Source organism: Xanthomarina spongicola (genome assembly GCF_003148645.1).
In the GTDB taxonomy this organism is placed as follows: domain Bacteria; phylum Bacteroidota; class Bacteroidia; order Flavobacteriales; family Flavobacteriaceae; genus Xanthomarina; species Xanthomarina spongicola.
On the sequence record NZ_QGGP01000002.1, the window covers coordinates 298,873 to 323,879 of the forward strand.

Sequence of the window (25,007 nt, forward strand, 5' to 3'; positions counted from 1 at the left end):
ATCATTTAAAATTATACTTAAACTTACATATAAAAGTTAGTTTGTAGGATGCTAATTAAGAAGGATTTATGATAAGTTTTTGAATAAATTAAGACAAAAACTAGTTTTTAATATTTTATTAAGAATATTATTGGCTGTCTGTTAAAATTGTAATATCGAAAATACTATGCATGCATAATATTTTTTGATATCTTTGCTTACTATTTTATTTTTTTTCATAAATCTAATTTTAAATGAAAACCAAACTAACTGAACTTTTAGATATAACATACCCAATTATTCAAGCTCCAATGTTTTTGGTGTCAAATACAGCTATGGTTATTGAAGCCATGAAAGGTGGAATTGCAGGTTGTATTCCGGCATTAAATTATAGAACCTTAGACGATTTAAGAGCTTCTATTCAAGAATTAAAAGCTACAAAAGTAAATGGTGGATCTTTTGGTTATAACCTAATTGTTAATAAATCTAATATAAAATATAAAGAGCAACTACGAGTATTATGTGAAGAAGGTTGCGATTTTATTATTACTTCTTTAGGGAGTCCTGAAGAAACTATTAATCAAGCTCATGCTGTTGGAATAAAAGTTTTTTGCGATGTCACAGATTTAAAATTTGCTCAAAAAGTAGAAGGATTAGGTGCTGATGCTGCTATAGCAGTAAATAACCAAGCAGGTGGTCATAGAGGCAACATGAATCCAGAAGAGTTAATAAAGCATTTAACCGATAATATATCTATTCCTGTTATTTCTGCAGGAGGTGTTGGATGTAAAGCAGATATAGATAAGATGTTAAGTTATGGAGCTGCTGGAGTTTCGGTTGGAAGTCCGTTTATTGCTTCAGTTGAAGCTGGAGTTACAGAAGAGTATAAACAAGCTTGTGTAGACTATGGAGCAGAAGATATTGTAATGACCGAACGAATTTCTGGAACACCTTGTACAGTTATTAATACACCTTATGTTCAAAAAATTGGCACCAAACAAACATGGTTAGAATCTGTATTAAACAAAAATAAAAAATTAAAGAAATGGGTAAAAATGATTCGTTTTACAATAGGTATGAATGCAGCTACTAAAGCAGCTACTAAAGTTACTTATAAAACGGTTTGGGTTGCTGGACCTAGTATTGAATACACTAAGAGTATTCTTCCAACAAGGGATATTATTAAAAAACTGACCCAATAAAAATTATTATATCTTCACTCTATTACCATTTCCATATAAATTAATAAGATAAAAACATATACGATTAGTTTTAGTTCATTAACTTCGGAATTACTTTTTTAAAACGAAATCATGAAATTAAAATCAATACTTGTCTTTTTATTGTTCGTAGGAAATTTATTTAATAGCTATTCTCAGTCAGTTACAACAGAGAATGGTGTCATGCTTGAAAAAATTAAAAACGAAGGTTTTAATAACTCTCAAGCTATGTCTATGTTAAGTACATTAACAGATGTTTACGGACAACGCCTTACAGGATCTAACGAATATTTAGCAGCAGCAACTTGGATGTCTCAAAAAATGACAGCAATTGGTTTACAGAATGTGCATTTTGAAAACTATTGCGATAATTGTCGTGGTTGGAGTATGGAAAGTTTTAATGTGGAAATGATTTCACCAAATTTCATGCATATCTCAGCTTATCCATTGTCTATGTCTAAAAGTACAGAAGGTATTGTTACAGGAGACGTGGTTCAAATAAAAAAGTATAAGCACTTAGATTCAGTTAAACTTCAATTTGCAGGAAAGTTAAAAGGTAAAATTATTTTATTAGGCAAGGAGCCACGTAGAAAATCTTTAACAGATACTATTTTTGTAAGATATTCTGAAGCAGATTTAAATAAAATGGCAAAACAAGATTCTGCCAAAGTAAAACAAACTCGATTACCAGAATTATTAAAATCTTGGGAAACAGATGACATTAAAGAAGAAGCATTTCTAAAATTCTTAGAAGCAGAAGGTGCTTTGGCTATTTTAAAATCCCGTTCCATGTATTCGGGTGTTTTACATCCTGATGGCACCTATTTTTATAAAGAAGGTCAATTTAAACCCTTACCATATTTTACTATTATGCCTGAGCATTTTGGCAGATTAGCAAGAATGATTGATATGGACGTAATGCCAAGAATACGTTTAAATTTAGAAACAACTTTTTACTATAAACCAGAGAATAATGTTAATATAATTGCTGAATTAACAGGAACAGATAAAAAATTAAAGGATGAAACAGTTATGGTAGGAGCTCATTTCGATTCTTGGCATTCTGGAACTGGAGCTACTGACAATGGAGCAAGTTCTATTGTTTTGGTTGAAGCTTTAAGAATTCTTAAAGCTATTGGTTATCAGCCAAAAAGAACCATTAAACTTGGGCTTTGGGGAGGAGAAGAGCAAGCCTTCTTAGGATCTGTGTCTTATGGTAAAAAACATTTTGGGCAACATGAAGAGGAGCCAAATGAAGCATCTACAAAAGTATCAGCATATTTAAATTTAGATAATGGAGCAGGAGCTATTAGAGGCTTATATCTTCAAAATAACCCTTTTGCAAAACCTGTGTTTAAAGAGGTTTTTTCATCTATTTCAGATTTATCTGAAGGAACATTAACTATAGAGAATACGTTATCAACAGACCATGAAACGTTTGATTTTTACAACATTCCTTCTTTTCAATTCATTCAAGATCCTTTAGAATATAATACAGTAACACACCATACACAATTAGATCTATTAGAATATGTTCCTGAACAAGATGTAATTAAAAATGCAGTAATTTTAGCTTGGACTATTTATTCACTTTCAGAAAATGAAGAAAAAGTGCCTAGAAAGAAAAACTAATTGATAAATAACATTTAATGTTATTTGAATAAAGTTATTATTATGAAAAAAATATTTCTATTAATAATTAGCATCTCCTTTTTATCTTTTGTTCAGAAGGATAGGGATTTAGAAAAATCAAAATATTTTGAAGGTCAAATTATTTATGATATTGAATATTCTCCTTACAGTGATAATTTTCCATCAGAAAAATTAAAGGAACTAATTGGATCTAAAATGGTACTAACATTTAAAAAAGGGAATTATAAAAAAGAATATTTTTCACCAAGTGGAAACTTAGTACAACAAAGATATTTAAGTTTGAAAGATGAGAAATCATATGCAAGAACTAACGACTCTGATACTATAATTTGGTTAGATATAACTAAACATGAATCGAAAACTACTTTTGAAATAATGAAAGATAGTACTATTTTAAATCATCCTTGTAGAATTATAAAAACTAAATCAATTGTTTCTGTAGAACAGTTTAAGAATAAACCGTTTGAAATTGAAAGTGTTTTTAAATATGCTAAAGATTTGCCAGTTAATCCAGTTTGGTATTCAAATTATTATGAAGATAATTTCAATGAAATAATTAGAATAGGTAAAGGAATCGCAATTGTTTCAATTCATAAAGGAATTTTTTGGGAGCAAAAATTAAAGTTAAAATCTATTATAAAAAGAAAAGTAAAGGATAAAGAAATAAAATTGAATATTTCAAAAAATACTCCTCTTAAAAAAATATAATTACACGTCAATAATTTAAGTAAAAACTCCTAAAATCCTTCAAAAACAGTCCTTTTAATTTCAGCCCATTCCTCTTTTAAAATGCCATAACAACATGTACTGCGTTTAAAACCATCTTGCATGAGTGTGTCCTTTCTTAAAACACCTTCAAGGGTTGCTCCAATTTTTTCAACAGCCTTTCTGGAACGTGAATTACGTTCATCGATTCTAAATTCTACTTTGTCAAATTTTAAAACTTCAAATGCATATTGTAACATTAAAAATTTCATCTGTTTATTTAATCCAGAACCATGAAACTCTTTACCAATCCATGTCCAACCAATATGTAGTAGTTTGTTCTTCCAATTTATAAATCCAAATCGAGTGCTTCCAGCATAGGCTTGTTTGGTTTTATCGTAAATAATAAATGGAATGGTTGTTTTGTTATAATAACCATCTACAGCAGTTTGCACGTATTCTTTAAGTGCTTCTGGTGTTGAAATATCGCTAGGTGAGTAGAAGATGAGATCTTTTTCTTTTGCAATATCTTGAAGATGTTTGTAGTTACTCAAATCCAATAAGGAGAGTTTTACATAAGTATTTTCTAAATGTGGTGCTGTCATAATAATTTACCGTCATTGCGAATCCAGACCTAAGTCTGGATGTGGCAATCTGTTTATTTTGTTCTAATATATTTAAGTATCGAATTTAAAAAGCCAACCATCAGATAAATCATTCCAATTAGGATTCTCTCTGTTTATTAAGTCTTCTTTTCGCTTTCTATTTCCTTTTTTTATTTGTTTTTCTCTAACTATTGCTTCATTTATTGAAGTAAATTCTTCAAAGTAAACCAATTTATTACAGTTATATTTTGTTGTAAAACCTTTATATGTTTCGTTTTTATGTTCAAAGACTCTTTTTATTAAATGATCAGTAACACCAACATACAGAGTGGTATTATTTTTATTTGTCATAAAGTAAACATACGATGTTTTCATTAGTTTTGTAATAGATGTTCTATTGAGAGATTGCCACGTCGCAAGCTCCTCGCAATGACGTTTCAATTAAGAGGTTGCCACGTCGTAAACTCTTGGCAATGGCGTTTAAGTATGAGAGATTGCCACGTCGCAAGCTCCTCGCAATGACGTTTCAATTAAGAGATTGCCACGTCGTGAACTCCTCGCAATGACGTTTGCTTTATACCAGAGCATTAATAAGTTCTACATTAACAATATGTTTCCCTTCAAAAGGAATAATTTCTAGTGCATTCCCAAATAAATCATTAGTTCTTTGGGTTTCATGTACAATGCGTTCTTCATTTAAATATTCGTCCTTTGTGCCATAAATCATGGTTACTTTGGCATTTAGAAAACTAAAATCTTCTGGAGTTAACTCTTTTGGAATTCCTCCAGAATGTAGTACCATTTGAGAACATGGTAATTTTCTTTTGGCAACATATCTCATTGCTACACTAACACCTTGAGAATATCCAAAAATTATTAAATTTTTATCATTTGGTAATTGCTCTGCTTCAAAAACAGCATCAAAATATCGCATCACATTTTCAGTTTCTTTAAGCGTATTTTCTTTAGTTAACCAACTTGCACCAACATGTTTAAATTTTGGTGGAATGTAATATTTACTTTGTGCTTGTGGAGCAATTACATAATTTTCATCTGCATTCAATCCACTAAAATATCTTAAAAAATAACGACTTAAAAACCCCATGCCATGACATACAAACCAAATGTTTTTAGTTTTATCTGTTAAAGTATTTATGGTAGCATAACTATTGGTAGTTGTATAGGATATTTCTTTTTCTTCTAAATTCATTTCGTACTTTTACATTTCGATTTTAAAAATACAAGATTTTTATGCCATTATCTAAAAAAGACCAGTTAGTTGAATTAAATAAAATCAATAAAAACACCTTAATGGAAACTTTAAAAATAGAGTTTATTGATTTTGGTGACGATTTTTTAGTAGCTAGAATGCCAGTAAACTCGAAAGTTCATCAACCAGATGGCGTATTGCATGGTGGAGCAACAGCAGCTTTAGCAGAAAGTGTTGGAAGTTATGCTGCGCAACTATTCTCTAATTTGGATGAGGTTTTTGTAAGAGGTATAGAAATTACTGCTAACCATTTAAAAAGCGTTAAAAGTGGTTATGTATATGCTAAAGGTACTTTTTTACATAATGGAAGAACCACTCAACTAATAGATATTAGAATAACAGACGATAACGATAATTTGGTGTCTATTTGTAGATTGTCCACCATTTCGCTTCCAAAAAAGACATAATGACTTCAGATCATTTTTTAGATTCAATACAGCAGCAATTAGTTAAAAAATTACCATTTGTTGCTTACAGTAAACCAAAAGAAACTTTGGTTAAAGCCATACTGCAAAGTAATAGTGAAGTATATGTAGTTGAAGATTATTCTGAAAAAGGTTTTGTTTTTGCTCCTTTTGACACTTCTAAAGATGCAGTTTTAATTCCAATTAAAAACTCGTTGTCAATTGAATGTAAACATGTCATTACTAACAATAGTGAGAATTCTCAATCTATTATTCAAAATACGGACTCTAGTAAAATACATCACATAAATCTAGTTGAAAAAGGGATTGAGGCTATTAGAAAAGAACAATTTCAAAAAGTAGTATTATCAAGATGTGAGGAAGTTGAGTTTTTGGGAGTAAACCCAATTGATGTTTTTCAAAAATTACTTCAAAGTTACCCAACAGCTTTTGTGTATTGCTGGTATCATCCAGAAATTGGTTTATGGCTTGGAGCAACTCCAGAAACACTATTAGAAGTTGAAGGTTCTCGCTTTAAAACCATGGCTTTAGCTGGAACTCAGAAATATCAAGGTACTGTAGAAGTATCTTGGGAAAACAAAGAAAAAGACGAGCAACAATTTGTAACCGATTTTATAGTTAACAACTTAAAGAATTCAACAATTAATTTGAAAGTTTCAGATGTTGAAACTGTAAAAGCTGGAAGTTTATTACATCTAAAAACAAACATAACTGGAGCACTAAATTTTGAATCCTCAAAACTTAAACAAGTGTTAAAAGCACTTCATCCAACTCCAGCAGTTTGTGGCTTACCAAAAGAAAAAGCAAAGCAATTCATTTTAAAAAATGAAAATTATAATCGTGAATTTTATACTGGATTTTTAGGCGAATTAAATTTTCAAGAAAAAACAACTAGGAACACCAACAGGAGGAATGTTGAGAATAATGTCTATACCTCAGTAAAAAATGTTTCAAACTTATTTGTCAATCTACGTTGCATGCAAATTTTAAAGCAAAACGCACTAATTTATGTAGGAGGAGGTATTACAAAAGACTCAAATCCAGTAGCTGAATGGCAAGAAACAATAGCAAAAGCTGATATCATGAAAAAGGTTTTACAATAATTTTATTTAGTAAACCTATTTACTACATTTACATCTAGATTTCTTTCTAACATGTTATACCCAAAAAACCCTCTTGCACAAACTGTAATTCAGTTGTGTAAAGCCAAAAATATTCAACATATTGTTATTTCTCCTGGAAGTAGAAATGCACCTTTAACTATAGGTTTTACTAACGATTCTTTTTTTACATGCTATAGTATTGTAGACGAACGTTGTGCTGGTTTTTTTGCACTTGGTATTGCACAACAAATTGAGAGTCCTGTGGCACTGGTTTGTACATCTGGTAGTGCTTTGCTTAATTATTATCCAGCAATTGCAGAAGCTTTTTATAGCGATATTCCTTTGGTAGTTCTTTCAGCTGATAGACCTCGTTATTTAATTGGAATAGGAGATGGGCAAACCATTAATCAGAAAGATGTTTTTGCAAATCATATTCTTAATTCTGCCAATTTAAAATTGAATTATGAATATGGTCCAAAAAACACTAATGAAGGTGAACCAGCCATCATAAAATCAATTGAAAACAAGTTGGAACGTATTTTAGGTGTGAAGCAAGAAATTGATGAAGAAAATGAAACTAAAATCAATACAGCTTTAAATAAAGCTATTTCTGGAAATGGACCTGTTCATATAAATATTCCTTTTGAAGAACCACTATATGAAACAACAGACAAATTGGAAGTTAAGCCCAAAGTGATTGACATTGAGGTTAGAAAGAAAAAAATAGACGATTTCTTTATCCAGGAATGTTATGATGATTGGAATAGTTATTCTAAGAAAATGATTTTAGTTGGAGTTAATCATCCTAATAAAATAGATCAACATATTTTAGATGAATTAGCCAAAGACAATAGCGTGATTGTTTTTACCGAAACAACTTCTAATGTTTATAATAAGCATTTCTTTAATAGTATAGATAAAATGATTGCGCCTCTTTCAGAAGAAGAATTTCAAGAGTTGCAACCAGATATTTTGGTAACTTTTGGAGGTTTGATAGTTTCAAAAAAAATAAAAGGATTTTTAAGAAAATTTCAACCTAAGCATCATTGGCATATTGATAAAAAAAATGCAAACGATACTTTTTTCTGTTTGGACAAGCACATTGAGGCAACTCCAAATCAGTTTTTTAACTCTTTATTACCAAGACTTACACATTTTGTAAAGAGTGATTATAAACCACATTGGAGTGATGTAAAATCTGTAAGAGATGAAAAGCACCAAGCGTATTTAAACGAGATTCCTTATAGCGATTTTAAAGTTTTCGATTCTGTTTTAAAGGCGATCCCAGAACAAAGCATATTGCAATTAGGAAATAGCTCTGCTGTTAGATATGCACAACTTTTCGATTTAAAGAAAACCATACAAGTTTTTTGTAATCGTGGTACAAGTGGAATAGATGGTAGCACGAGCACAGCCATTGGTTGTGCAAAAACAAGTAAAAAGCAAACAACTTTAATAACAGGAGATTTGAGCTTCTTTTATGATAGTAATGCCTTATGGAATAATTTTATACCTAATAATTTTAGAATTATACTAATCAATAATCAAGGAGGAGGTATTTTTAGAATTCTTCCAGGACATAAAAATACCAAGAAATTTGAAACCTTTTTTGAAACAACACATGACCTAAATGCAAAGCATTTATGTAAAATGTTCGATTTTGATTACGTTACAGCTTTAAACGAAAGACAAGTAAAAACGCAATTAAAGACATTTTTTGCAGAATCTAACCAGCCTAAATTGTTAGAAATCTTTACACCTAGAACTATAAATGATAATGTGTTGTTAGATTATTTTAAGTTTATTAAGTAAATCTAAATCTGTCATTTAATTTTTCCTTCGCAATCCTAATATTACTACCTTTGCAGCATGATAAAATTAGGAGAATACAATACCTTGGAAATACTTCGCGAATCTGAACAAGGTTTATATTTAGCAGATGAAGAAGGAAATGAAGTGTTATTGCCAAATAGATATGTTCCTGAAACATTTAAAATTTGGGAAAAAATAGAAGTCTTTGTTTATTTAGATAACGAAGAACGCTTAGTTGCAGTTACAGATAAGCCATATATTAAAAAAGGAGATTTTGCACTTTTAAGATGTAATGCCGTTACAGATCATGGTGCTTTTTTAGATTGGGGAATGGTAAAAGAATTATTCTGCCCTTTTAGAGAACAAGCTTTTAAAATGAAAGTTGGAGGCTGGTATTTTGTCTATTGTTTTTTAGACGAACAAAGTAATAGACTAGTAGCTTCTAGTAAAACCAATCGGTTTTTAGATAATACAGAATTAACTGTTAGTCAGTTCGATGAAGTAGATTTAATTGTTTCTCATCCTTCAGATATTGGTATGAATGTTATAATTAATAAAAAGCATTTAGGTCTTATCTTTAAAGATGAAATATTCCAAGACCTTAGCGTAGGAGATAGATTAAAGGGTTTTGTGAAAAAAGTAAGACCTGATAATAAAATTGATATTGTTCTAGGGCAAATAGGTTATAGAAACATAGAACCTAATGCTGATGCTATTATGGTACAACTTCGTGATAATAGTGGTTATTTAAATTTAACTGATAAATCTAATCCCGAGGATATTAAAACAATCCTTCAAATGAGCAAAAAAAGCTTTAAGAAAGCTGTTGGAACTTTATATAAGCAAAAATTAATTGAAATTAAAGAAGACGGAATTTATTTAATTTAGTAGTTTTATTTATTAAAGTGAAAAATTAGTTTCTCATCTTAAAGATGAATTTGTATTATGAGTGAAATAAACTGGATTACAGCTAAAGAATACGAAGACATTACCTACCAAAAATGTGGAGGTGTTGCAAGAATTGCATTTAACAGACCTAATGTTCGAAATGCTTTCAGACCAAAAACTACAAAAGAATTATACGATGCGTTCTATGATGCTGGCGAAGATGTAAATATTGGAGTCGTATTACTTTCTGCAGAAGGGCCTTCAACAAAAGATGGTGTGTATTCTTTCTGTTCTGGAGGAGATCAAAAAGCTAGAGGACATCAAGGTTATGTTGGTGAGGATGGTTACCACAGATTAAATATTCTAGAAGTACAACGTCTTATTCGTTTTATGCCAAAAGCAGTTATTGCAGTTGTTCCTGGTTGGGCTGTTGGTGGAGGACATAGTTTACATGTGGTTTGCGATTTAACGCTAGCTAGTAAAGAACATGCTATTTTTAAGCAAACAGATGCAGATGTTACTAGTTTCGATGGTGGCTATGGTTCAGCTTATCTAGCAAAAATGGTTGGACAGAAAAAAGCACGTGAAATCTTTTTCTTAGGAAGAGATTATTCAGCTCAAGAAGCATATGAAATGGGAATGGTAAATGCTGTTATTCCTCATGAAGAGTTAGAAGAAACAGCTTATCAATGGGCTCAAGAAATATTGGCTAAATCGCCAACATCTATAAAAATGTTGAAGTTTGCTATGAATTTAACAGACGATGGCATGGTTGGTCAACAAGTGTTTGCTGGAGAAGCAACACGATTGGCATATATGACAGACGAAGCCAAAGAAGGTCGTGATGCTTTTCTAGAGAAACGTAAGCCTAATTTTCCAAAAAAATGGATCCCTTAATTCTATTATAGACTCAAAACTTATTTATGTCAAAAAATTTTAAGACTTGGTTGTCTGCATTTAGGTTAAGAACGCTTCCATTATCAATTTCTGGGATTATAGTTGCTGGAAGTTTAGCTGCATACAATGGTTTTTTTGATTGGTTAGTTTTCTTGTTAGCCATTCTTACAACTTTGAGTTTACAAATACTTTCCAATTTAGCAAACGATTATGGAGATGGAGTAAAAGGAACTGATAATAATGAAAGGGTTGGTCCTGAACGTGCTTTGCAAAGTGGTAAGATAACTGCTAAGAGTATGTTTGAAGCCATTAAAATAAATATTCTAATATCTATTGGGTTATCATTCTTTTTAATTTTAGCAGCTTTTGGGAGAAACCATTTTTGGTTAGCTATGTTGTTTTTTGGACTGGGTTTGCTTTCTATTTATGCAGCTATTAAATACACAATGGGTAATAACGCTTATGGATATAGAGGATTAGGAGATTTATTTGTTTTTATATTTTTTGGATTTGTTAGTGTTGTTGGTGGATATATCTTATTTTCTAGACAAATAGACCATATTGTATTTTTACCTGCTAGTATTATTGGCTTATTAAGTGCAGCCGTATTAAATCTAAATAATCTACGTGATGTGAATTCCGATAGAAATGCAAATAAAAACACTCTTGTGGTTAAATTGGGATTTGAAAAAGGGAAAATATATCATTATTTTTTAATTATTACTGCAATTGTATTATCTGTTTTATTTGGAATATTATACTACACTTCAATTTTTAACCTCATTTTTTTTATAGCTTATATTCCATTAATTAAACACCTTATTTTTGTATCTAAAAATAGAGAACCAAGATTATTGGACCCAGAATTAAAAAGACTAGCATTAACTACTTTCTTCTTGAGTATTTTAATGGCATTAGGCCATTTAGTTTAACAATAGTTGTTAAAATATCTTCTTAAAACCTTGTTTTTCAATTAAATATGTTTTATATTTAAGCTGTTGGTAGGTTATTATCAATAATTGAAGCACTATAAATGCTTCATATTTGGGGATTGAAAAACTCAAACAGATTTATAAAATTTGTTTGAGTTTTTTTGTAACTTCAATTTTCTTAAAACACGTTTCAAATGAAAATTACTTTTTATGGTCATGCAAGTTTAGGAATTGAAGTTAATGATGTTCATATTCTAGTAGATCCTTTTATTTCAGCTAATGAGAAAGCTTCTCATATTGATATTAATACTTTAAAAGCAGATTATATTTTATTAACTCATGCACATCAAGATCATATTTTAGATGTTGAAGTTATAGCCAAACGTACAGATGCAGTTATTGTTTCTAATTATGAAATTGTATCGCATTTTCAAAATAAAGGCTTTGAAGGTCATCCAATGAATCATGGTGGAAGCTGGGATTTCGAGTTTGGAAACGTAAAATATGTAAACGCTATTCATACCTCTTCATTTCCTGATGGGAGTTATGGTGGACAACCAGGTGGTTTTGTTATTGAAGGTGAACATAAAAATATTTATATAGCAGGAGATACTGCTTTGACAATGGATATTAAATTAATTCCTCTGCAAGTTAGATTAGACCTGGCTATTTTGCCAATAGGTGATAACTTTACTATGGGAATTGATGATGCGATTCTGGCAAGCGATTTTGTGCAATGCGATAAAATCTTAGGCTACCACTTTGATACCTTTGGCTATATAGAAATTGATCATGAAGAAGCAAAACGAAAATTCTTCGATAAAAATAAAGATTTAATGCTTTTAGAAATAGGAGAGAGTATTGAGTTGTAAATTAACTATTTCTATGAAAATAAAATTAATTTTAGTGATTTTACTTATCACAAATTTATCTTTTGGACAAAAAGAAAAAGATAAATTTAGAAAGTATACTGTTATTTCAATTGAAGGTGCTTCTGAAACTGTTTATAGTAAAATATTGCCTGTTGATGAAATAGGTATTGGAATTAAATTATACGATTATAATGGTAAAAATATTAAAAGAAAAGTAACTCCTATGCTTTACGACTATATAATTTTTAAAGATATTGATAGCTCTTTAGTGAAATTAAAATCAATCAAAAATGATAGAAAAACGATGAATTTTAGATATAAAAAGTCATTCATGGAGGTTTTAATTGATAAACCAAATGGAGAAAAAAATAATGGTAAAATTGGTTTTTATAGACATGATTATTTTGTTGCTAATGGAGCTGGACAAGCAATGGAGTATAACTTATATTTTGAAGATGACAAAGGGACATATAGAGTAGATAGAAAGAAGAATTTTAAAACACATTCTGAATTGTTAGGTGAAGAATTATTTAAAAAAATGAAACAATCCAAAAAAAATAAAACAGAATTTTTATATGATTATTTTAGAAACTATAATGAAGAAAAATAATAGTCAATTATTGAATTTAGTGGTGGCTTAAAAAATTGAAGAAGATTTAAATAAAAATAATATGAAATTCACCTGTACGATTGATATCAATAAGCCTAAAGAATTTGTAGCTAAACTATTTGCTAATCCTGAATATTTAAAAGATTACCAAGATGGATTTATAAGTAAAGAACTAATAGAAGGAACAGAAGGAGAAGATGGAGCTGTATCTACAATGCTTTATAAAATGGGTAAAAACAATATGGAGTTAACTGAAACCATTATCGATAATAAGTTACCTGATTCATTTTTTGCTAAGTATCATCATAAACACATGGATAACACGATGCTTTGTCGATTTGAAGCGATAGATGATAATACAACAAAATATATTTCTGAAATTAATTATACTGAGTTTAGAGGCTTTATTCCAAAAACTTTGGCATTACTTTTTCCAGGGATGTTTAAAAAACAAGTGAATAAGTGGTTGGTTAATTTTAAAAATTTCGCAGAACAAAAAGATGCTATTTAACCTTACTTCTCAATATTAATTTATGGAGAAGTCTTGGAGATAATCGTTTAACAAATACACCAAATTTTTCAAATTTACCAATATAGGCTTCGTATTTTTCTTTTCTAATAGCGTTAAGCATGCGCTTAACAAAAATGTCTACTTGTAAACCGTTTTCTGTCATATCATCTTGATAGCCTTGTTTGCTACCATCAGCTGTTAAGGCATTTCTCGCCACATCTGTATTTACAAATCCAGGACAAATCATGGTTACTTTAATGTTGTCTTTATCATGTTCTAATCGTAAAGCATCAAAAAAGCCATGTAAGGCATGTTTGGCACCACAATAAGCAGAACGTAGTGGAGAACTAAATTTCCCCATAAGACTGGATACAACAACATACTGACCAGATTGATTGGCTACAAAATGTGGTAATAGCGCTTTACTTAGAGCTACAGTTCCTAAGTAGTCAATTTCCATTAGTTTTTTATCCACATCAATAGATGTTTCAATAATGGGAGAACGCTGACTTATTCCTCCATTATTAATTAAAATATCTATTCTTTCAAATAATTTTAAAGCATCATCAGTTACTTGAACCATATTAGCGTAATGAGCCAAATCAAATGGAAGTAATTTAATATTTTCTGGGTTTTTACAAGATTCCTGTACCTTTTGAAGTTGTTCTTTATTTCTTGAAGACAAAATAAGTTTGCAATCTAGTTTTGATAACTCCAAGGCCAATCCTTTGCCAATACCACTAGAAGCACCAGTAATCCAAATAACTTTGTTTTTAAAAGTCATATATTTTTTATTAATTACTCTTTTTAGAATTTAGCCATTCTTCTCTTAAATCAGTACTTATTTTACCAGTACCATCATGTTTCCAACCTGGAGGTTTTATTAAGTATTTAATTCTATTTGAAAAAGATTTTGTTCCAGAGAATGTATCCTTCAGCATATAGTACCATTCAATAAAGGCTACTTTTATTGGATTGAAAGTATGGATGTTTGTAACCAATCCATAAACTACTTTTTCTTCTTTAAGTTCAGCTTGAAAAGTCCCAAATAGTTTATCCCAAATTATAAAAATACCAGCATGATTTCTATCTAAATATATAGGATTACTACCATGATGCACTCTATGGTGAGATGGCGTATTCATTACTGCTTCAAACCATTTTGGGAGTTTATTTATGGTTTCTGTATGTATCCAAAATTGATAAAGTAAACTTATTGACATTTGTAATAATATCATGGCTGGATGAAAACCAAGCAAAGGCAACCATAACCAAAATATAAACGATGTAAAACTTCCAGACCATGTTTGCCTTAATGCTGTACTTAAATTATAATGTTGAGAGGAATGATGTACTACATGCGAAGCCCAAAAGAAGCGACATTCGTGAGAAATTCTATGAAACCAGTAATAAGATAAATCGTCAGCAAATAGCAACAGCACAAAACTCCACCAAGCTACAGGAATGGTAAAAAATCTAAAGTTTTCATAGACATAAAATAAAGCTAATAAAACGAGTCCTTTACTTAAAAATCCAAGAAAGACATTTCCTAAACCCATTACTATAGAAGTAAAAGCATCTTTTATTTCATAAGTTTTAATATGTTGTTTTGTAGACACATACAATTCTAATAGCATTGAAAGAATAAAAAAAGGAATAGCAAAATGTATTAGATTAGGAAAATCAGGCATTAGATATAGGTTTGAAAGACTAAAGTACAAAATATTTTAAGTATTTTTGAATATATCTATGACTGCAACTTACCAGAAATATATTTTACATTTTAAGCAACCAAGTGGCACATCTCGTGGTGTTTTAAAAACTAAGGAAACATGGTTTTTAATGCTTGAAAAAGATGGCAAAAGAGGTATTGGAGAATGTGGTTTATTTAGAGGCTTAAGTATTGATGATGTATCAAAGTATGAAGATATTTTGCAATGGACTTGCCTTAATATTCATTTAGGTTTAAAGGTATTATTAGACGAACTCTATAAATATCCAAGCATTCAGTTTGGTTTAGAAACAGCTTTTGCTTCTTTTCAAAACGAAGACCCATTTAAAATTTTTCCTTCAAAATTTACAGATGGTAGAGATGCAATTCCTATAAACGGTTTGATTTGGATGGGAAGTGAGTCCTTCATGAAACAGCAAATTAAAGATAAGATTGATGCTGGTTTTTCCTGTATTAAAATGAAAATTGGAGCTATAGATTTTCAAACGGAATTAAACTTACTGAAATCTATAAGAAAAGAATTTTCATCAAACGATATTGAATTAAGAGTTGATGCAAATGGCGCATTTCATTCTTCAGAAGCTTTAGAAAAATTAAAGATGCTTTCAGAATTTAATTTGCATTCCATAGAACAACCAATAAAGCAAGGTCAGTTTCAAGAAATGGCAAGATTATGCGAAGATTCTCCATTAGATATTGCTTTAGATGAAGAACTTATTGGTGTTTTTTCAGAAAAAGAAAAGGAAAAATTACTACAAACCATAAAACCACAGTATATCATATTAAAACCAAGTCTAGTAGGAGGGTTTTCTGGTAGTATGGATTGGATTAACCTATCTAATAATCAGAATATTGGTTGGTGGATTACAAGTGCTTTGGAAAGTAATGTTGGTTTAAATGCTATTGCTCAATGGACTTACACGTTAAAAAGCAAGTTGCCACAAGGACTTGGAACAGGAAGTTTATTTACTAATAATTTTGACTGTCCATTACAAGTAAAAAATGGTACATTGCAACATAAAAAAAATAAAAACTGGAATTTTAATTTATAATATATGTACATAACTCAAACGTTTCAAGTGCTTCATGACTGGTGGAGATATTTAATTGGTTTATTAATTGTAATTATTGCTGTAATTATTGGTCAGATACCATTTACAGCTGCCATATTTGTTAAAGCCATGAGCGATGGAGAAAGCATTATTGGTATGGACGAATCGAAAATGATGAACATATTAGAGCCCAATTTAAATTTGTTTCTCATGTTGCTTTCTTTTGCTGTTGGCTTGGTTGGTTTGTTTTTGGTTGTAAAATTTCTTCATAATCAAAGTATTACTTTATTAACAACAGCAAGATCAAAAATAGAATGGAAACGCGTTTGGTTTGCTTTTATATTATGGGGAATTGTAAGCTCTGGTTTTATTCTATTAGATTATTATATGTCTCCTGAAGACTATGTTGTTAACTTTAAGTTGCAACCTTTTATAATTCTATGTGTTATAGCTATTGTTTTAGTTCCATTACAAACTAGTTTCGAAGAATATTTATTTAGAGGTTATTTAATGCAAGGAATTGGTGTTTTAGCAAAAAATAAATGGTTGCCGTTGCTTTCAACTTCTTTAGTATTTGGCTTACTGCATATTGCAAATCCTGAAGTTGAGAAACTTGGATATGTTATTATGGTTTATTATATAGGTACAGGGTTATTTTTAGGAATCATGACATTAATGGACGATGGTTTAGAGTTAGCATTAGGTTTTCATGCTGCAAACAATTTGTTTACAGCCTTATTGGTTACAGCAGATTGGACAGCATTTCAAACACATTCTGTTTTAAAAGATATGTCTGAACCAACTTCTGCTAATTTTGTTGAAATTTTTATGCCAGTTTTTATAGTCTTCCCTTTGTTACTGTATATATTCTCTAAAAAATATAACTGGACTAATTGGAATGAAAAATTATTTGGTTCAATTGAAGAGCCTATAGAAGAAGAAATTCTTATTGAAGATAATAACTTTTTAGAATAGAATCTGTTGACACCTACTTTTAATAAAGTTCATAATAAATTCAAATTAAACAATTCAAACTATACCTTTGAAGAGTTAAAGGATGTTGCTTATAGTTTAATTAAAGAAGGAAAACCATTTGAAAAAGCCCTTGGCGATTTTCTTGCAGATTGGTTAGATCCTAGAGATTATGTTAGAACCAAATCCTCTGGAACTACAGGAAGGCCAAAAACCATTAAGATTAAAAAGCAGGCTATGGTAAATTCTGCCATTGCAACTGGAAATTATTTTGGTTTAAAGCCTGGAGATAAGGCTTTGCACTGTTTGCCAACTCAATTTATTGCTGGAAAAATGATGCTTGTTCGTGCCATTATTTTAGGCCTTCAGGTAGATGTTATAGAGCCAACAACAGTTTTACAATTCAGTACAAAAAAGCATTACGATTTCTGTGCTATGATACCAATGCAGCTTCAGAATAACATTAAAAAGCTAAATAACATAAAAAAACTAATTGTTGGTGGAGCGCCAATTTCATCACTTTTATTAGAGCAAATTCAGCCTTTAAGAACAGAAATACATGCTACTTATGGTATGACAGAAACGATTACTCATATTGCTGTAAAAAAACTCAATAATTTTATGTCATTGCAAGGAGTAACGAGTCAATCTGTTGAATTAGCTTGTTTTAGAACTCTTCCAAATATAAAAATCTCTCAAGATGAAAGGGACTGTTTAGTTATTGAGGCACCAAGCCTAACTAAAGAAAAAATTATTACTAACGATGTGGTTAAAATTCATTCTGAAACAGAATTTGAATGGTTAGGACGTTTTGATAATGTTATAAACTCTGGTGGCATCAAGTTTTTTCCGGAATTAATAGAAGATAAAATTAAAAGTAAAATACAGAGTCGTTTTTTTATAGCTTCAGAGAAAGATGAAACACTAGGTGAAAAGCTAATTCTTATTTTAGAAGGTGAAGTAAACAATTTAACAAATACAGTTTTCAAAGATTTAGATAAATACGAAACTCCAAAGAAAATCTATGTCGTTCCAAAATTCATTGAAACAACTTCAGGTAAGATTCAACGGTTAAAGACGTTGGCAACTATTAAATAAGCTATTGCTGCATTTTAAAATAGTAATCCAATGAATGTTTTCCAGAACCGTAAAACATAAAAAAGATGCATACTAAGAATGCAATTGTTGCTAATAAAAAATTAGTCATACTAAATTCCCCTGCAAAATTGATTATTATTGCTCCAAGTAAAATAGGTAATTGTGCAATAATTGCCCATCGTGTTAAAAGACCAAAGGCAATTAAAATGCCACCTATAAAATGTGCTGGAGCCACATAATGAATCATAATCATGCCACCTGCAAGATTTTGCATTGGCTCTAATAGGTCAACTAAAATTTTACTGTTTCCCATAAAGTGCATGCCTTTAATAAATAAAAACACACCTAAGGCAATTCTTAATACATCTAATGGGAAATACGTATGCGCATTTGCCCATTTGTTAAGCGATTTTATTGTTCCCATGACTGAAATGTTTGATATTCAGTCATTAAGATACAAAATTTTAGAGTAAGAAAATAAATTATACCTGAATAACTCCCATGTTAAACTTTTTTTCGATAGGAGCGTGGTTGGCAGCTTCAATTCCCATACTAATCCATTTTCTAGTATCTAAAGGATCAATAATAGCATCTGTCCAAATTCTGGATGCAGCATAATATGGAGAGACTTGTCTATCGTAACGGTCTTTTATTTTATTGAATAATTCTTCTTCCTTTTCTTTAGTAATTACTTCGCCTTTCTTTTTTAAAGAAGCTGTTTCAATTTGAAGTAATACTTTTGCTGCACTATTGCCACTCATAACTGCCAATTCAGCACTTGGCCAAGCAACTATCAATCTAGGATCATAAGCTTTACCACACATAGCATAATTTCCTGCTCCATAACTATTTCCAAGAATAATAGTAAATTTAGGCACCACGCTATTACTAACTGCATTAACCATTTTGGCTCCATCTTTAATAATACCACCATGTTCGCTTTTACTACCAACCATAAATCCAGTAACATCTTGTAGAAAAACTAAAGGTATTTTCTTCTGATTACAATTGGCAATAAATCGAGTTGCTTTATCTGCACTATCATTATAAATAACTCCACCAAACTGCATTTCGCCTTGTTTGGTTTTTACTAATTTTCTTTGATTAGCAACTATTCCAACAGCCCAACCATCAATTCTGGCGTAAGCCGTGATGATTGTTTTTCCATATCCAGCTTTGTATTCATCATATTCTGAATTATCGACTAAACGCTTAATAATTTCATACATATCATATTGATCTGCACGAGATTTTGGAATAATTCCATATATATCTTCTTGCTTTTCTTTTGGCTTTTTAGAATCAGCTCTGTTAAAACCAGCTTTATCATAATCGCCAATTTTGTCAATAATGTTTTTAATTCTATCTAAAGCATCTTTATCGTCTTTAGCTTTATAATCTGTTACACCAGATATTTCACAATGTGTTGTTGCTCCTCCAAGAGTTTCATTATCTATCGTTTCTCCAATAGCAGCTTTTACCAAATAGCTTCCTGCCAAAAAAATACTTCCTGTTTTATCTACTATCATGGCTTCGTCACTCATAATTGGTAAATATGCTCCTCCAGCCACACAGCTTCCCATAACAGCTGCAATTTGAGTAATTCCTAAACTACTCATTATGGCATTGTTTCTAAAAATACGCCCAAAATGTTCTTTGTCAGGGAATATTTCATCTTGCATTGGTAGATACACTCCAGCAGAATCCACTAAATAAATAATAGGCAATCTGTTTTCTATGGCAATTTCTTGAGCGCGTAAATTCTTTTTCCCAGTAATAGGAAACCATGCTCCAGCTTTTACTGTGGCATCGTTTGCAACAACCATGCATTGTTTTCCTTTAACATATCCAATCTTAACAACAACGCCTCCAGAAGGGCAACCACCATGTTCTTTATACATGTCATCACCTGCAAATGCAGCTATTTCTATACTATCTTTTTTAGGGTCTAATAAGTAATCTATACGTTCTCTGGCAGTCATTTTGCCTTTAGAATGGTGCTTTTCAATGTTTTTTGTGCCACCTCCAAGTTTTACTTTTACCAATCTTTTTTTTAATTCTGATACTAATAGTTTATTATGATCTTCGTTTTTGTTGAAGTTAATGTCCATAGAAATATTTATTTGCTACGAATTTACAAAAGTAGAACATGGTTTAAAAGCGAATATTTTGTTAAATAACATTACATGGAATTAGTTTCCTTGGAAACTAATTATTTTTATTGTATATTTGTACCTCGAAACAAAAAAAATAATTATGAAAAAAAATAAGATTGTTTATAATGTAGCAACTGGTTTGTTAACTGTTTTAATATTGTTTTCAGCTGGAATGTATTTTTTTAACTATGAAGAAGTTGCTCAAATGTTTACCAACTTTGGCTACCCAACTTATATTATTTATCCTTATGCAGTAATTAAGTTAGTAGGCTTATTTGCAATTTGGAATCCTAACTTTAGCATTATAAAAGAATGGGCTTACGCTGGATTCTTTTTCGCATTCATACTTGCTTTTTTTGCACATTATATGATTAATGATGGTGAACATATATCAGCTTTACTGGCGTTACTGTTTTTAGTTGTGTCTTATATATTTAATAAAAAAATACAAGCGTAATATGAAAAAAGTTATTGTATTTGCAGGAAGTAACAGTAGAGAATCAATAAATAAGCAATTAGCTACTTATGCTTCAGGATTATTAGAAAACACAACAATTGATATTTTAGACTTGAACGATTATAGTTTGCCAGTATTTAGTGTTGATTTAGAAAAGGAACAAGGTATTCCAGAAAATGCGATTAAGTTCTTAGATAAAATTAAATCATCAAATGGTGTCATTATATCTTTAGCAGAACACAATGGAGCTTATTCTGCTGTATTTAAAAATTTGTTTGATTGGATGTCAAGGGCAGAACAAAAAACATTTATGAATAAACCCATGCTTTTAATGGCAGCATCTCCAGGAGGTAGAGGTGGAGCTTCGGTTTTAGCAATAGCGAAAGACAGATTTCCAAGACATGATGCTAATATTATTGCTGATTTTTCCCTGCCTTCATTTGAAGCAAACTTTTCAAAAGGAAAACTTATTAATGAAGATTTAAATGAAGAATTAAAAATAAAGGTTGAACAATTTAAAAATGCTTTATAACAATGAATATAGAACAAGAAGATAACGGAAAAAAAGGCAAGTTTTTCATTGAAATAGATGGCAAACAAGAGGCTGAAATGACTTATACTTATGCAGGAGCTAATAAAATAATTATAGATCATACAGAAGTAAGTGATAAGTTAAAAGGTCAAGGTGTTGGTTATAAATTGGTTGAAGCATCTGTGCAGTTTATGCGAAAAAATAATATTGTGGCAATTCCACTTTGTCCTTTTGCAGCAGCTGTTTTTAAAAAGAAACATGAATATTCAGATAGACTAGCTTAATACATTAATTATGGGAGATATATCTAAAGACGTGAGCTCTAAATTTGCAAATAATAGAGTTAAAGCATTAATCAATATTCTTTATACAGCAAATTGGATTACAAATCATCAAAATACCTTTTTTAAACCCTTTGGAGTTTCGCCACAGCAATACAATATTTTACGAATTTTACGTGGTGCAAATGAGCCATTAAAAGTTCAAGCAATTAAAGAACGTATGATTGATAGGTCGCCAAATGCAACACGTTTAATGGATAAATTATGCGACAAAAATTTAATAGAACGTATACCATGTCCTGAAGATAGACGTGTTGTTCATATAGAAATTACAAGTAAAGGTATTAAATTATTAGAAGAAATATCTGATAATTTTAATGATGATTTAGTTAAAAATATCACAGAAGAAGAAGCGCAACTTTTAAGTGATTTATTAGATAAAATGCGATAGAAAAAATTTAATTAAATAGTTTCCATGGAAACTAAAATCAAATTAATTATGAAAAAAGTATTACATAAAGCAGACAGTAGAGGATTTGCTAATCATAGTTGGTTGCAAGCCAATCATTCATTTAGTTTTGCAGGATACTACAATCCGGAAAAAATTCATTTTGGAGCACTTAGAGTACTAAACGATGATATAATTGCTCCAAAAATGGGATTTGGAACTCATCCACATGATAATATGGAAATAATTACCATTCCTTTAAAAGGTGTTTTGAAACATCGAGATAATATGCATCAAGATTGGCAACAATTATTACCTGAAGAAGTGCAGGTTATGAGTGCAGGAACAGGTGTTCAACATTCTGAAATTAATGGCTCAATGGAAGACCATTTAAGTTTATTTCAAATTTGGGTAATTCCTAATAAACAAAACGTAACTCCACGTTATGATCAAAAATCATTTACTTTAGAAGATAGAAAAAACAAGTTACAAACATTAGTAACATCCATAGATGAAGATTTTGAGGGAAGTTTGAAAATCCATCAAGATGCTATTATTTCAAGGATTGATTTAGATGAAGCTAATGCGATAAACTATAAATTAAAAAGCAAGAATCATGGCGTTTACATTATGAATATTTTTGGGAATGTAACCATTGAAAACGAAACTTTAGAAACACGTGATGCTTTGGGAATTTCAGAAACTGATAGTTTTTCTATTCATGCAAGCACAAATTCTAGCTTACTTTTTATTGAAGTTCCTATGATTTAATGTTCAATAATAATTATTATGAAAAAGCATCTATTTAGATGCTTTTTTTTATTAAAATCACGATATTTGTCTTTCGACTAAATTAAAATAAAAAGAAATAGATTATGGCAATGAATAAAAATACCGTTTTAGCATGGGCAACCTGGATTATGATTTTTGTAGGACTAGCATTAATTGCTCTTGGAGCTTTTAGATACGACGATGTTGCTGGTTGGGGTTTTGCTGCTGTTGGTATAGGTTTCTTTTCTATTGCTTGGGTGTTTAATGCTTTAAAAGGAAGAATGTAATGAGCGACGATAAAAAAGTAATTTTCTCTATGTCTGGTCTAACTAAGACCTATCAAAGTGCCAATACGCCAGTTTTGAAGAATATTTATTTAAGTTTCTTTTATGGAGCTAAAATAGGAATCTTAGGACTTAATGGTTCTGGTAAATCAACATTGCTAAAAATTATTGCTGGAGTTGATAAAAACTATCAAGGTGATGTGGTATTTTCTCCAGGTTATACTGTTGGTTACTTAGAACAAGAGCCAAAATTAGATGAAAACAAAACTGTTATGGAAATTGTAAAAGAAGGAGCTGCTGAAACAGTTGCTATTCTTGACGAATACAATAAAATTAACGATATGTTTGGTCTTGAAGAAGTCTATAGCGATCCAGATAAGATGGAAAAGTTAATGAACAGACAAGCAGTATTGCAAGATGAAATAGATGCTTCCGATGCTTGGGAATTAGATACCAAATTGGAAATTGCTATGGATGCATTAAGAACTCCAGATGGCGATAAAAAAATTAGTGTACTATCTGGTGGAGAACGTCGTCGAGTGGCTTTATGTAGATTGCTATTACAAGAACCAGATGTGTTATTATTAGATGAGCCAACTAACCATTTAGATGCAGAATCAGTACATTGGTTAGAGCATCATTTAGCACAATATAAAGGAACTGTTATTGCAGTAACTCACGATAGATACTTCCTTGATAACGTTGCAGGTTGGATTTTAGAACTGGATAGAGGTGAAGGGATTCCTTGGAAAGGAAACTACTCTTCTTGGTTAGACCAAAAGTCTAAACGTATGGCTCAAGAAGGAAAAGCTGCATCAAAACGTCAAAAAACGTTGGAAAGAGAGTTAGACTGGGTGAGACAAGGTGCAAAAGGAAGACAAACCAAACAAAAAGCACGTTTAAAGAACTACGATAAATTATTAAGTCAGGATCAGAAACAATTAGACGAGAAACTTGAAATATATATTCCAAATGGGCCTCGTTTAGGTACTAATGTTATTGAAGCAATTGGTGTTAGTAAAGGTTATGACGATAAATTATTATACGATAATTTAAACTTTAACCTCCCACAAGCTGGTATAGTTGGAATTATTGGCCCTAATGGTGCAGGAAAGACTACTATTTTTAAAATGATTATGGGAGAAATAGCTCCTGATAAAGGCGAATTTAAAGTAGGTGAAACTGCTAAAATAGCTTATGTAGATCAAGCGCATTCTAATATAAATCCTGAAAAAACTATCTGGCAAAATTTTAGCGATGAGCAAGAATTAATCATGATGGGAGGAAAACAGGTTAATTCTCGTGCTTATTTAAGTCGTTTTAATTTTAGTGGAAGTGAGCAAAACAAAAAAGTAAACATGCTTTCTGGTGGTGAACGAAATAGGTTGCATTTAGCTATGACTTTAAAGGAAGAAGGAAATGTTTTGCTTCTTGATGAACCTACAAATGATCTTGATGTAAATACTTTAAGAGCATTAGAAGAAGGACTTGAAAATTTTGCAGGATGTGCAGTAGTTATAAGTCACGATAGATGGTTTTTAGATAGAATTTGTACTCACATTCTAGCATTTGAAGGTAATTCAGAAGTGTATTTCTTTGAAGGTGGATTTAGTGATTATGAAGAGAATAAAAAACAACGTCTAGGTGGAGATTTAATGCCAAAGCGAATTAAATACAGAAAATTAGTTAGATAATATTTTAAGGATAAACAAAAAAAGCCTGCTGAAAGCAGGCTTTTTTAA

Annotated in this window: 29 protein-coding genes; 22 read left to right on the forward strand and 7 right to left on the reverse strand. The window is 30.7% G+C overall.

Annotation, left to right across the window (positions count from 1 at the left end):
- The first annotated feature begins 233 nt into the window (after window positions 1–233).
- The 3 genes from LX78_RS05305 (at window position 234) to LX78_RS05315 (ending at window position 3,560) form a co-directional block, all read left to right on the forward strand.
- On the forward strand, window positions 234–1,181 hold the full coding sequence (locus tag LX78_RS05305) for an NAD(P)H-dependent flavin oxidoreductase (RefSeq protein WP_109681605.1): 948 nt from the start codon (window positions 234–236) through the stop codon (window positions 1,179–1,181).
- 111 nt (window positions 1,182–1,292) lie between these two features.
- Entirely contained in the window at window positions 1,293–2,831 is a 1,539-nt protein-coding gene (locus tag LX78_RS05310; RefSeq protein ID WP_109681606.1) for a M28 family peptidase, read from the forward strand.
- Window positions 2,832–2,873: 42 nt separating this feature from the next.
- The gene (locus LX78_RS05315) at window positions 2,874–3,560 is read left to right on the forward strand and encodes a hypothetical protein (protein WP_109681607.1); all 687 of its coding nucleotides are present in this window, start codon (window positions 2,874–2,876) and stop codon (window positions 3,558–3,560) included.
- Between the two features lie 29 nt (window positions 3,561–3,589).
- Here LX78_RS05315 and LX78_RS05320 read toward each other — a convergent pair whose 3' ends face one another.
- From LX78_RS05320 to LX78_RS05330, 3 genes are all read right to left on the reverse strand, one after another.
- The gene (locus tag LX78_RS05320) at window positions 3,590–4,162 is read right to left on the reverse strand and encodes a GNAT family N-acetyltransferase (protein ID WP_109681608.1); all 573 of its coding nucleotides are present in this window, start codon (window positions 4,160–4,162) and stop codon (window positions 3,590–3,592) included.
- 72 nt (window positions 4,163–4,234) lie between these two features.
- Window positions 4,235–4,537, reverse strand: coding sequence for a GIY-YIG nuclease family protein (locus tag LX78_RS05325; protein ID WP_109681609.1), 303 nt, complete (start codon window positions 4,535–4,537; stop codon window positions 4,235–4,237).
- A gap of 199 nt (window positions 4,538–4,736) precedes the next feature.
- Window positions 4,737–5,372: an alpha/beta hydrolase gene (locus LX78_RS05330; RefSeq protein ID WP_109681610.1), complete on the reverse strand. Its 636-nt coding sequence runs from the start codon at window positions 5,370–5,372 to the stop codon at window positions 4,737–4,739.
- Window positions 5,373–5,413: 41 nt separating this feature from the next.
- Between LX78_RS05330 and LX78_RS05335 the strand changes: the two genes are divergently transcribed.
- From LX78_RS05335 to LX78_RS05375, 9 genes are all read left to right on the forward strand, one after another.
- Window positions 5,414–5,839, forward strand: a complete 426-nt coding sequence (locus tag LX78_RS05335) for a PaaI family thioesterase (RefSeq protein WP_109681611.1) — start codon at window positions 5,414–5,416, stop codon at window positions 5,837–5,839.
- A complete protein-coding gene (locus LX78_RS05340) occupies window positions 5,839–6,960 on the forward strand; it encodes a chorismate-binding protein (protein ID WP_109681612.1) in 1,122 nt (373 codons plus the stop codon). Before LX78_RS05335 ends, LX78_RS05340 begins: the two co-directional genes overlap by 1 nt.
- A 51-nt stretch (window positions 6,961–7,011) precedes the next feature.
- Window positions 7,012–8,772, forward strand: coding sequence for a 2-succinyl-5-enolpyruvyl-6-hydroxy-3-cyclohexene-1-carboxylate synthase (menD, locus tag LX78_RS05345; RefSeq protein WP_109681613.1), 1,761 nt, complete (start codon window positions 7,012–7,014; stop codon window positions 8,770–8,772).
- Window positions 8,773–8,829: 57 nt separating this feature from the next.
- Complete coding sequence (locus tag LX78_RS05350) at window positions 8,830–9,660, forward strand: CvfB family protein (protein WP_109681614.1); 831 nt, start codon at window positions 8,830–8,832, stop codon at window positions 9,658–9,660.
- A 57-nt stretch (window positions 9,661–9,717) separates the two neighbouring features.
- Window positions 9,718–10,557 carry a 1,4-dihydroxy-2-naphthoyl-CoA synthase gene (locus LX78_RS05355; protein WP_109681615.1) on the forward strand — a complete coding sequence of 280 codons (840 nt, stop codon included), beginning with the start codon at window positions 9,718–9,720 and terminating at the stop codon, window positions 10,555–10,557.
- A gap of 26 nt (window positions 10,558–10,583) precedes the next feature.
- Entirely contained in the window at window positions 10,584–11,489 is a 906-nt protein-coding gene (menA, locus tag LX78_RS05360) for a 1,4-dihydroxy-2-naphthoate octaprenyltransferase (protein WP_109681616.1), read from the forward strand.
- A gap of 194 nt (window positions 11,490–11,683) precedes the next feature.
- The gene (locus LX78_RS05365; protein WP_109681617.1) at window positions 11,684–12,361 is read left to right on the forward strand and encodes a metal-dependent hydrolase; all 678 of its coding nucleotides are present in this window, start codon (window positions 11,684–11,686) and stop codon (window positions 12,359–12,361) included.
- 13 nt (window positions 12,362–12,374) lie between these two features.
- Window positions 12,375–12,971, forward strand: coding sequence for a hypothetical protein (locus LX78_RS05370; RefSeq protein ID WP_109681618.1), 597 nt, complete (start codon window positions 12,375–12,377; stop codon window positions 12,969–12,971).
- 61 nt (window positions 12,972–13,032) lie between these two features.
- The gene (locus tag LX78_RS05375) at window positions 13,033–13,482 is read left to right on the forward strand and encodes an SRPBCC family protein (RefSeq protein WP_109681619.1); all 450 of its coding nucleotides are present in this window, start codon (window positions 13,033–13,035) and stop codon (window positions 13,480–13,482) included.
- On the opposite strand, the gene LX78_RS05380 is transcribed toward LX78_RS05375, so the two are convergent.
- Together LX78_RS05380 and LX78_RS05385 are read right to left on the reverse strand one after the other, a co-directional pair.
- On the reverse strand, window positions 13,475–14,266 hold the full coding sequence (locus tag LX78_RS05380) for an SDR family oxidoreductase (RefSeq protein ID WP_109681620.1): 792 nt from the start codon (window positions 14,264–14,266) through the stop codon (window positions 13,475–13,477). The two genes, LX78_RS05375 and LX78_RS05380, sit on opposite strands and share 8 nt — an antisense overlap.
- 10 nt (window positions 14,267–14,276) lie before the next feature.
- The gene (locus tag LX78_RS05385; protein WP_109681621.1) at window positions 14,277–15,173 is read right to left on the reverse strand and encodes a sterol desaturase family protein; all 897 of its coding nucleotides are present in this window, start codon (window positions 15,171–15,173) and stop codon (window positions 14,277–14,279) included.
- A 58-nt stretch (window positions 15,174–15,231) separates the two neighbouring features.
- On the opposite strand from LX78_RS05385, the gene LX78_RS05390 reads away from it, so the two are divergent.
- From LX78_RS05390 to LX78_RS05400, 3 genes are read left to right on the forward strand one after another with little or no spacing between them, the layout of a single operon-like run.
- Window positions 15,232–16,266 carry an o-succinylbenzoate synthase gene (locus LX78_RS05390; RefSeq protein ID WP_109681622.1) on the forward strand — a complete coding sequence of 345 codons (1,035 nt, stop codon included), beginning with the start codon at window positions 15,232–15,234 and terminating at the stop codon, window positions 16,264–16,266.
- A 3-nt stretch (window positions 16,267–16,269) separates the two neighbouring features.
- A complete protein-coding gene (locus LX78_RS05395) occupies window positions 16,270–17,241 on the forward strand; it encodes a CPBP family intramembrane glutamic endopeptidase (RefSeq protein ID WP_109681623.1) in 972 nt (323 codons plus the stop codon).
- Between the two features lie 6 nt (window positions 17,242–17,247).
- Window positions 17,248–18,336, forward strand: coding sequence for an AMP-binding protein (locus tag LX78_RS05400; protein ID WP_109681624.1), 1,089 nt, complete (start codon window positions 17,248–17,250; stop codon window positions 18,334–18,336).
- Between the two features lies 1 nt (window position 18,337).
- Here LX78_RS05400 and LX78_RS05405 read toward each other — a convergent pair whose 3' ends face one another.
- Together LX78_RS05405 and LX78_RS05410 are read right to left on the reverse strand one after the other, a co-directional pair.
- Window positions 18,338–18,760 carry a DoxX family protein gene (locus LX78_RS05405; protein ID WP_109681625.1) on the reverse strand — a complete coding sequence of 141 codons (423 nt, stop codon included), beginning with the start codon at window positions 18,758–18,760 and terminating at the stop codon, window positions 18,338–18,340.
- Between the two features lie 58 nt (window positions 18,761–18,818).
- Window positions 18,819–20,447, reverse strand: coding sequence for an acyl-CoA carboxylase subunit beta (locus LX78_RS05410; RefSeq protein ID WP_109681626.1), 1,629 nt, complete (start codon window positions 20,445–20,447; stop codon window positions 18,819–18,821).
- 145 nt (window positions 20,448–20,592) lie between these two features.
- Here LX78_RS05410 and LX78_RS05415 point away from each other — a divergent pair, with 145 nt between their 5' ends.
- From LX78_RS05415 to ettA, 7 genes are all read left to right on the forward strand, one after another.
- Window positions 20,593–20,949, forward strand: coding sequence for a DoxX family protein (locus tag LX78_RS05415; RefSeq protein WP_109681627.1), 357 nt, complete (start codon window positions 20,593–20,595; stop codon window positions 20,947–20,949).
- 1 nt (window position 20,950) lies between these two features.
- Window positions 20,951–21,481 carry an NADPH-dependent FMN reductase gene (locus LX78_RS05420; RefSeq protein ID WP_109681628.1) on the forward strand — a complete coding sequence of 177 codons (531 nt, stop codon included), beginning with the start codon at window positions 20,951–20,953 and terminating at the stop codon, window positions 21,479–21,481.
- A 2-nt stretch (window positions 21,482–21,483) separates the two neighbouring features.
- Entirely contained in the window at window positions 21,484–21,765 is a 282-nt protein-coding gene (locus LX78_RS05425; protein ID WP_109681629.1) for a GNAT family N-acetyltransferase, read from the forward strand.
- A 10-nt stretch (window positions 21,766–21,775) separates the two neighbouring features.
- Complete coding sequence (locus LX78_RS05430) at window positions 21,776–22,213, forward strand: MarR family winged helix-turn-helix transcriptional regulator (protein WP_109681630.1); 438 nt, start codon at window positions 21,776–21,778, stop codon at window positions 22,211–22,213.
- Window positions 22,214–22,261: 48 nt separating this feature from the next.
- The gene (locus LX78_RS05435) at window positions 22,262–22,981 is read left to right on the forward strand and encodes a pirin family protein (RefSeq protein ID WP_109681911.1); all 720 of its coding nucleotides are present in this window, start codon (window positions 22,262–22,264) and stop codon (window positions 22,979–22,981) included.
- Between the two features lie 104 nt (window positions 22,982–23,085).
- On the forward strand, window positions 23,086–23,268 hold the full coding sequence (locus LX78_RS05440; RefSeq protein WP_055444644.1) for a CAL67264 family membrane protein: 183 nt from the start codon (window positions 23,086–23,088) through the stop codon (window positions 23,266–23,268).
- Window positions 23,268–24,959 carry an energy-dependent translational throttle protein EttA gene (gene ettA, locus LX78_RS05445; RefSeq protein ID WP_109681631.1) on the forward strand — a complete coding sequence of 564 codons (1,692 nt, stop codon included), beginning with the start codon at window positions 23,268–23,270 and terminating at the stop codon, window positions 24,957–24,959. The genes LX78_RS05440 and ettA overlap by 1 nt, the downstream gene beginning before the upstream one ends.
- Window positions 24,960–25,007: the final 48 nt, after the last annotated feature.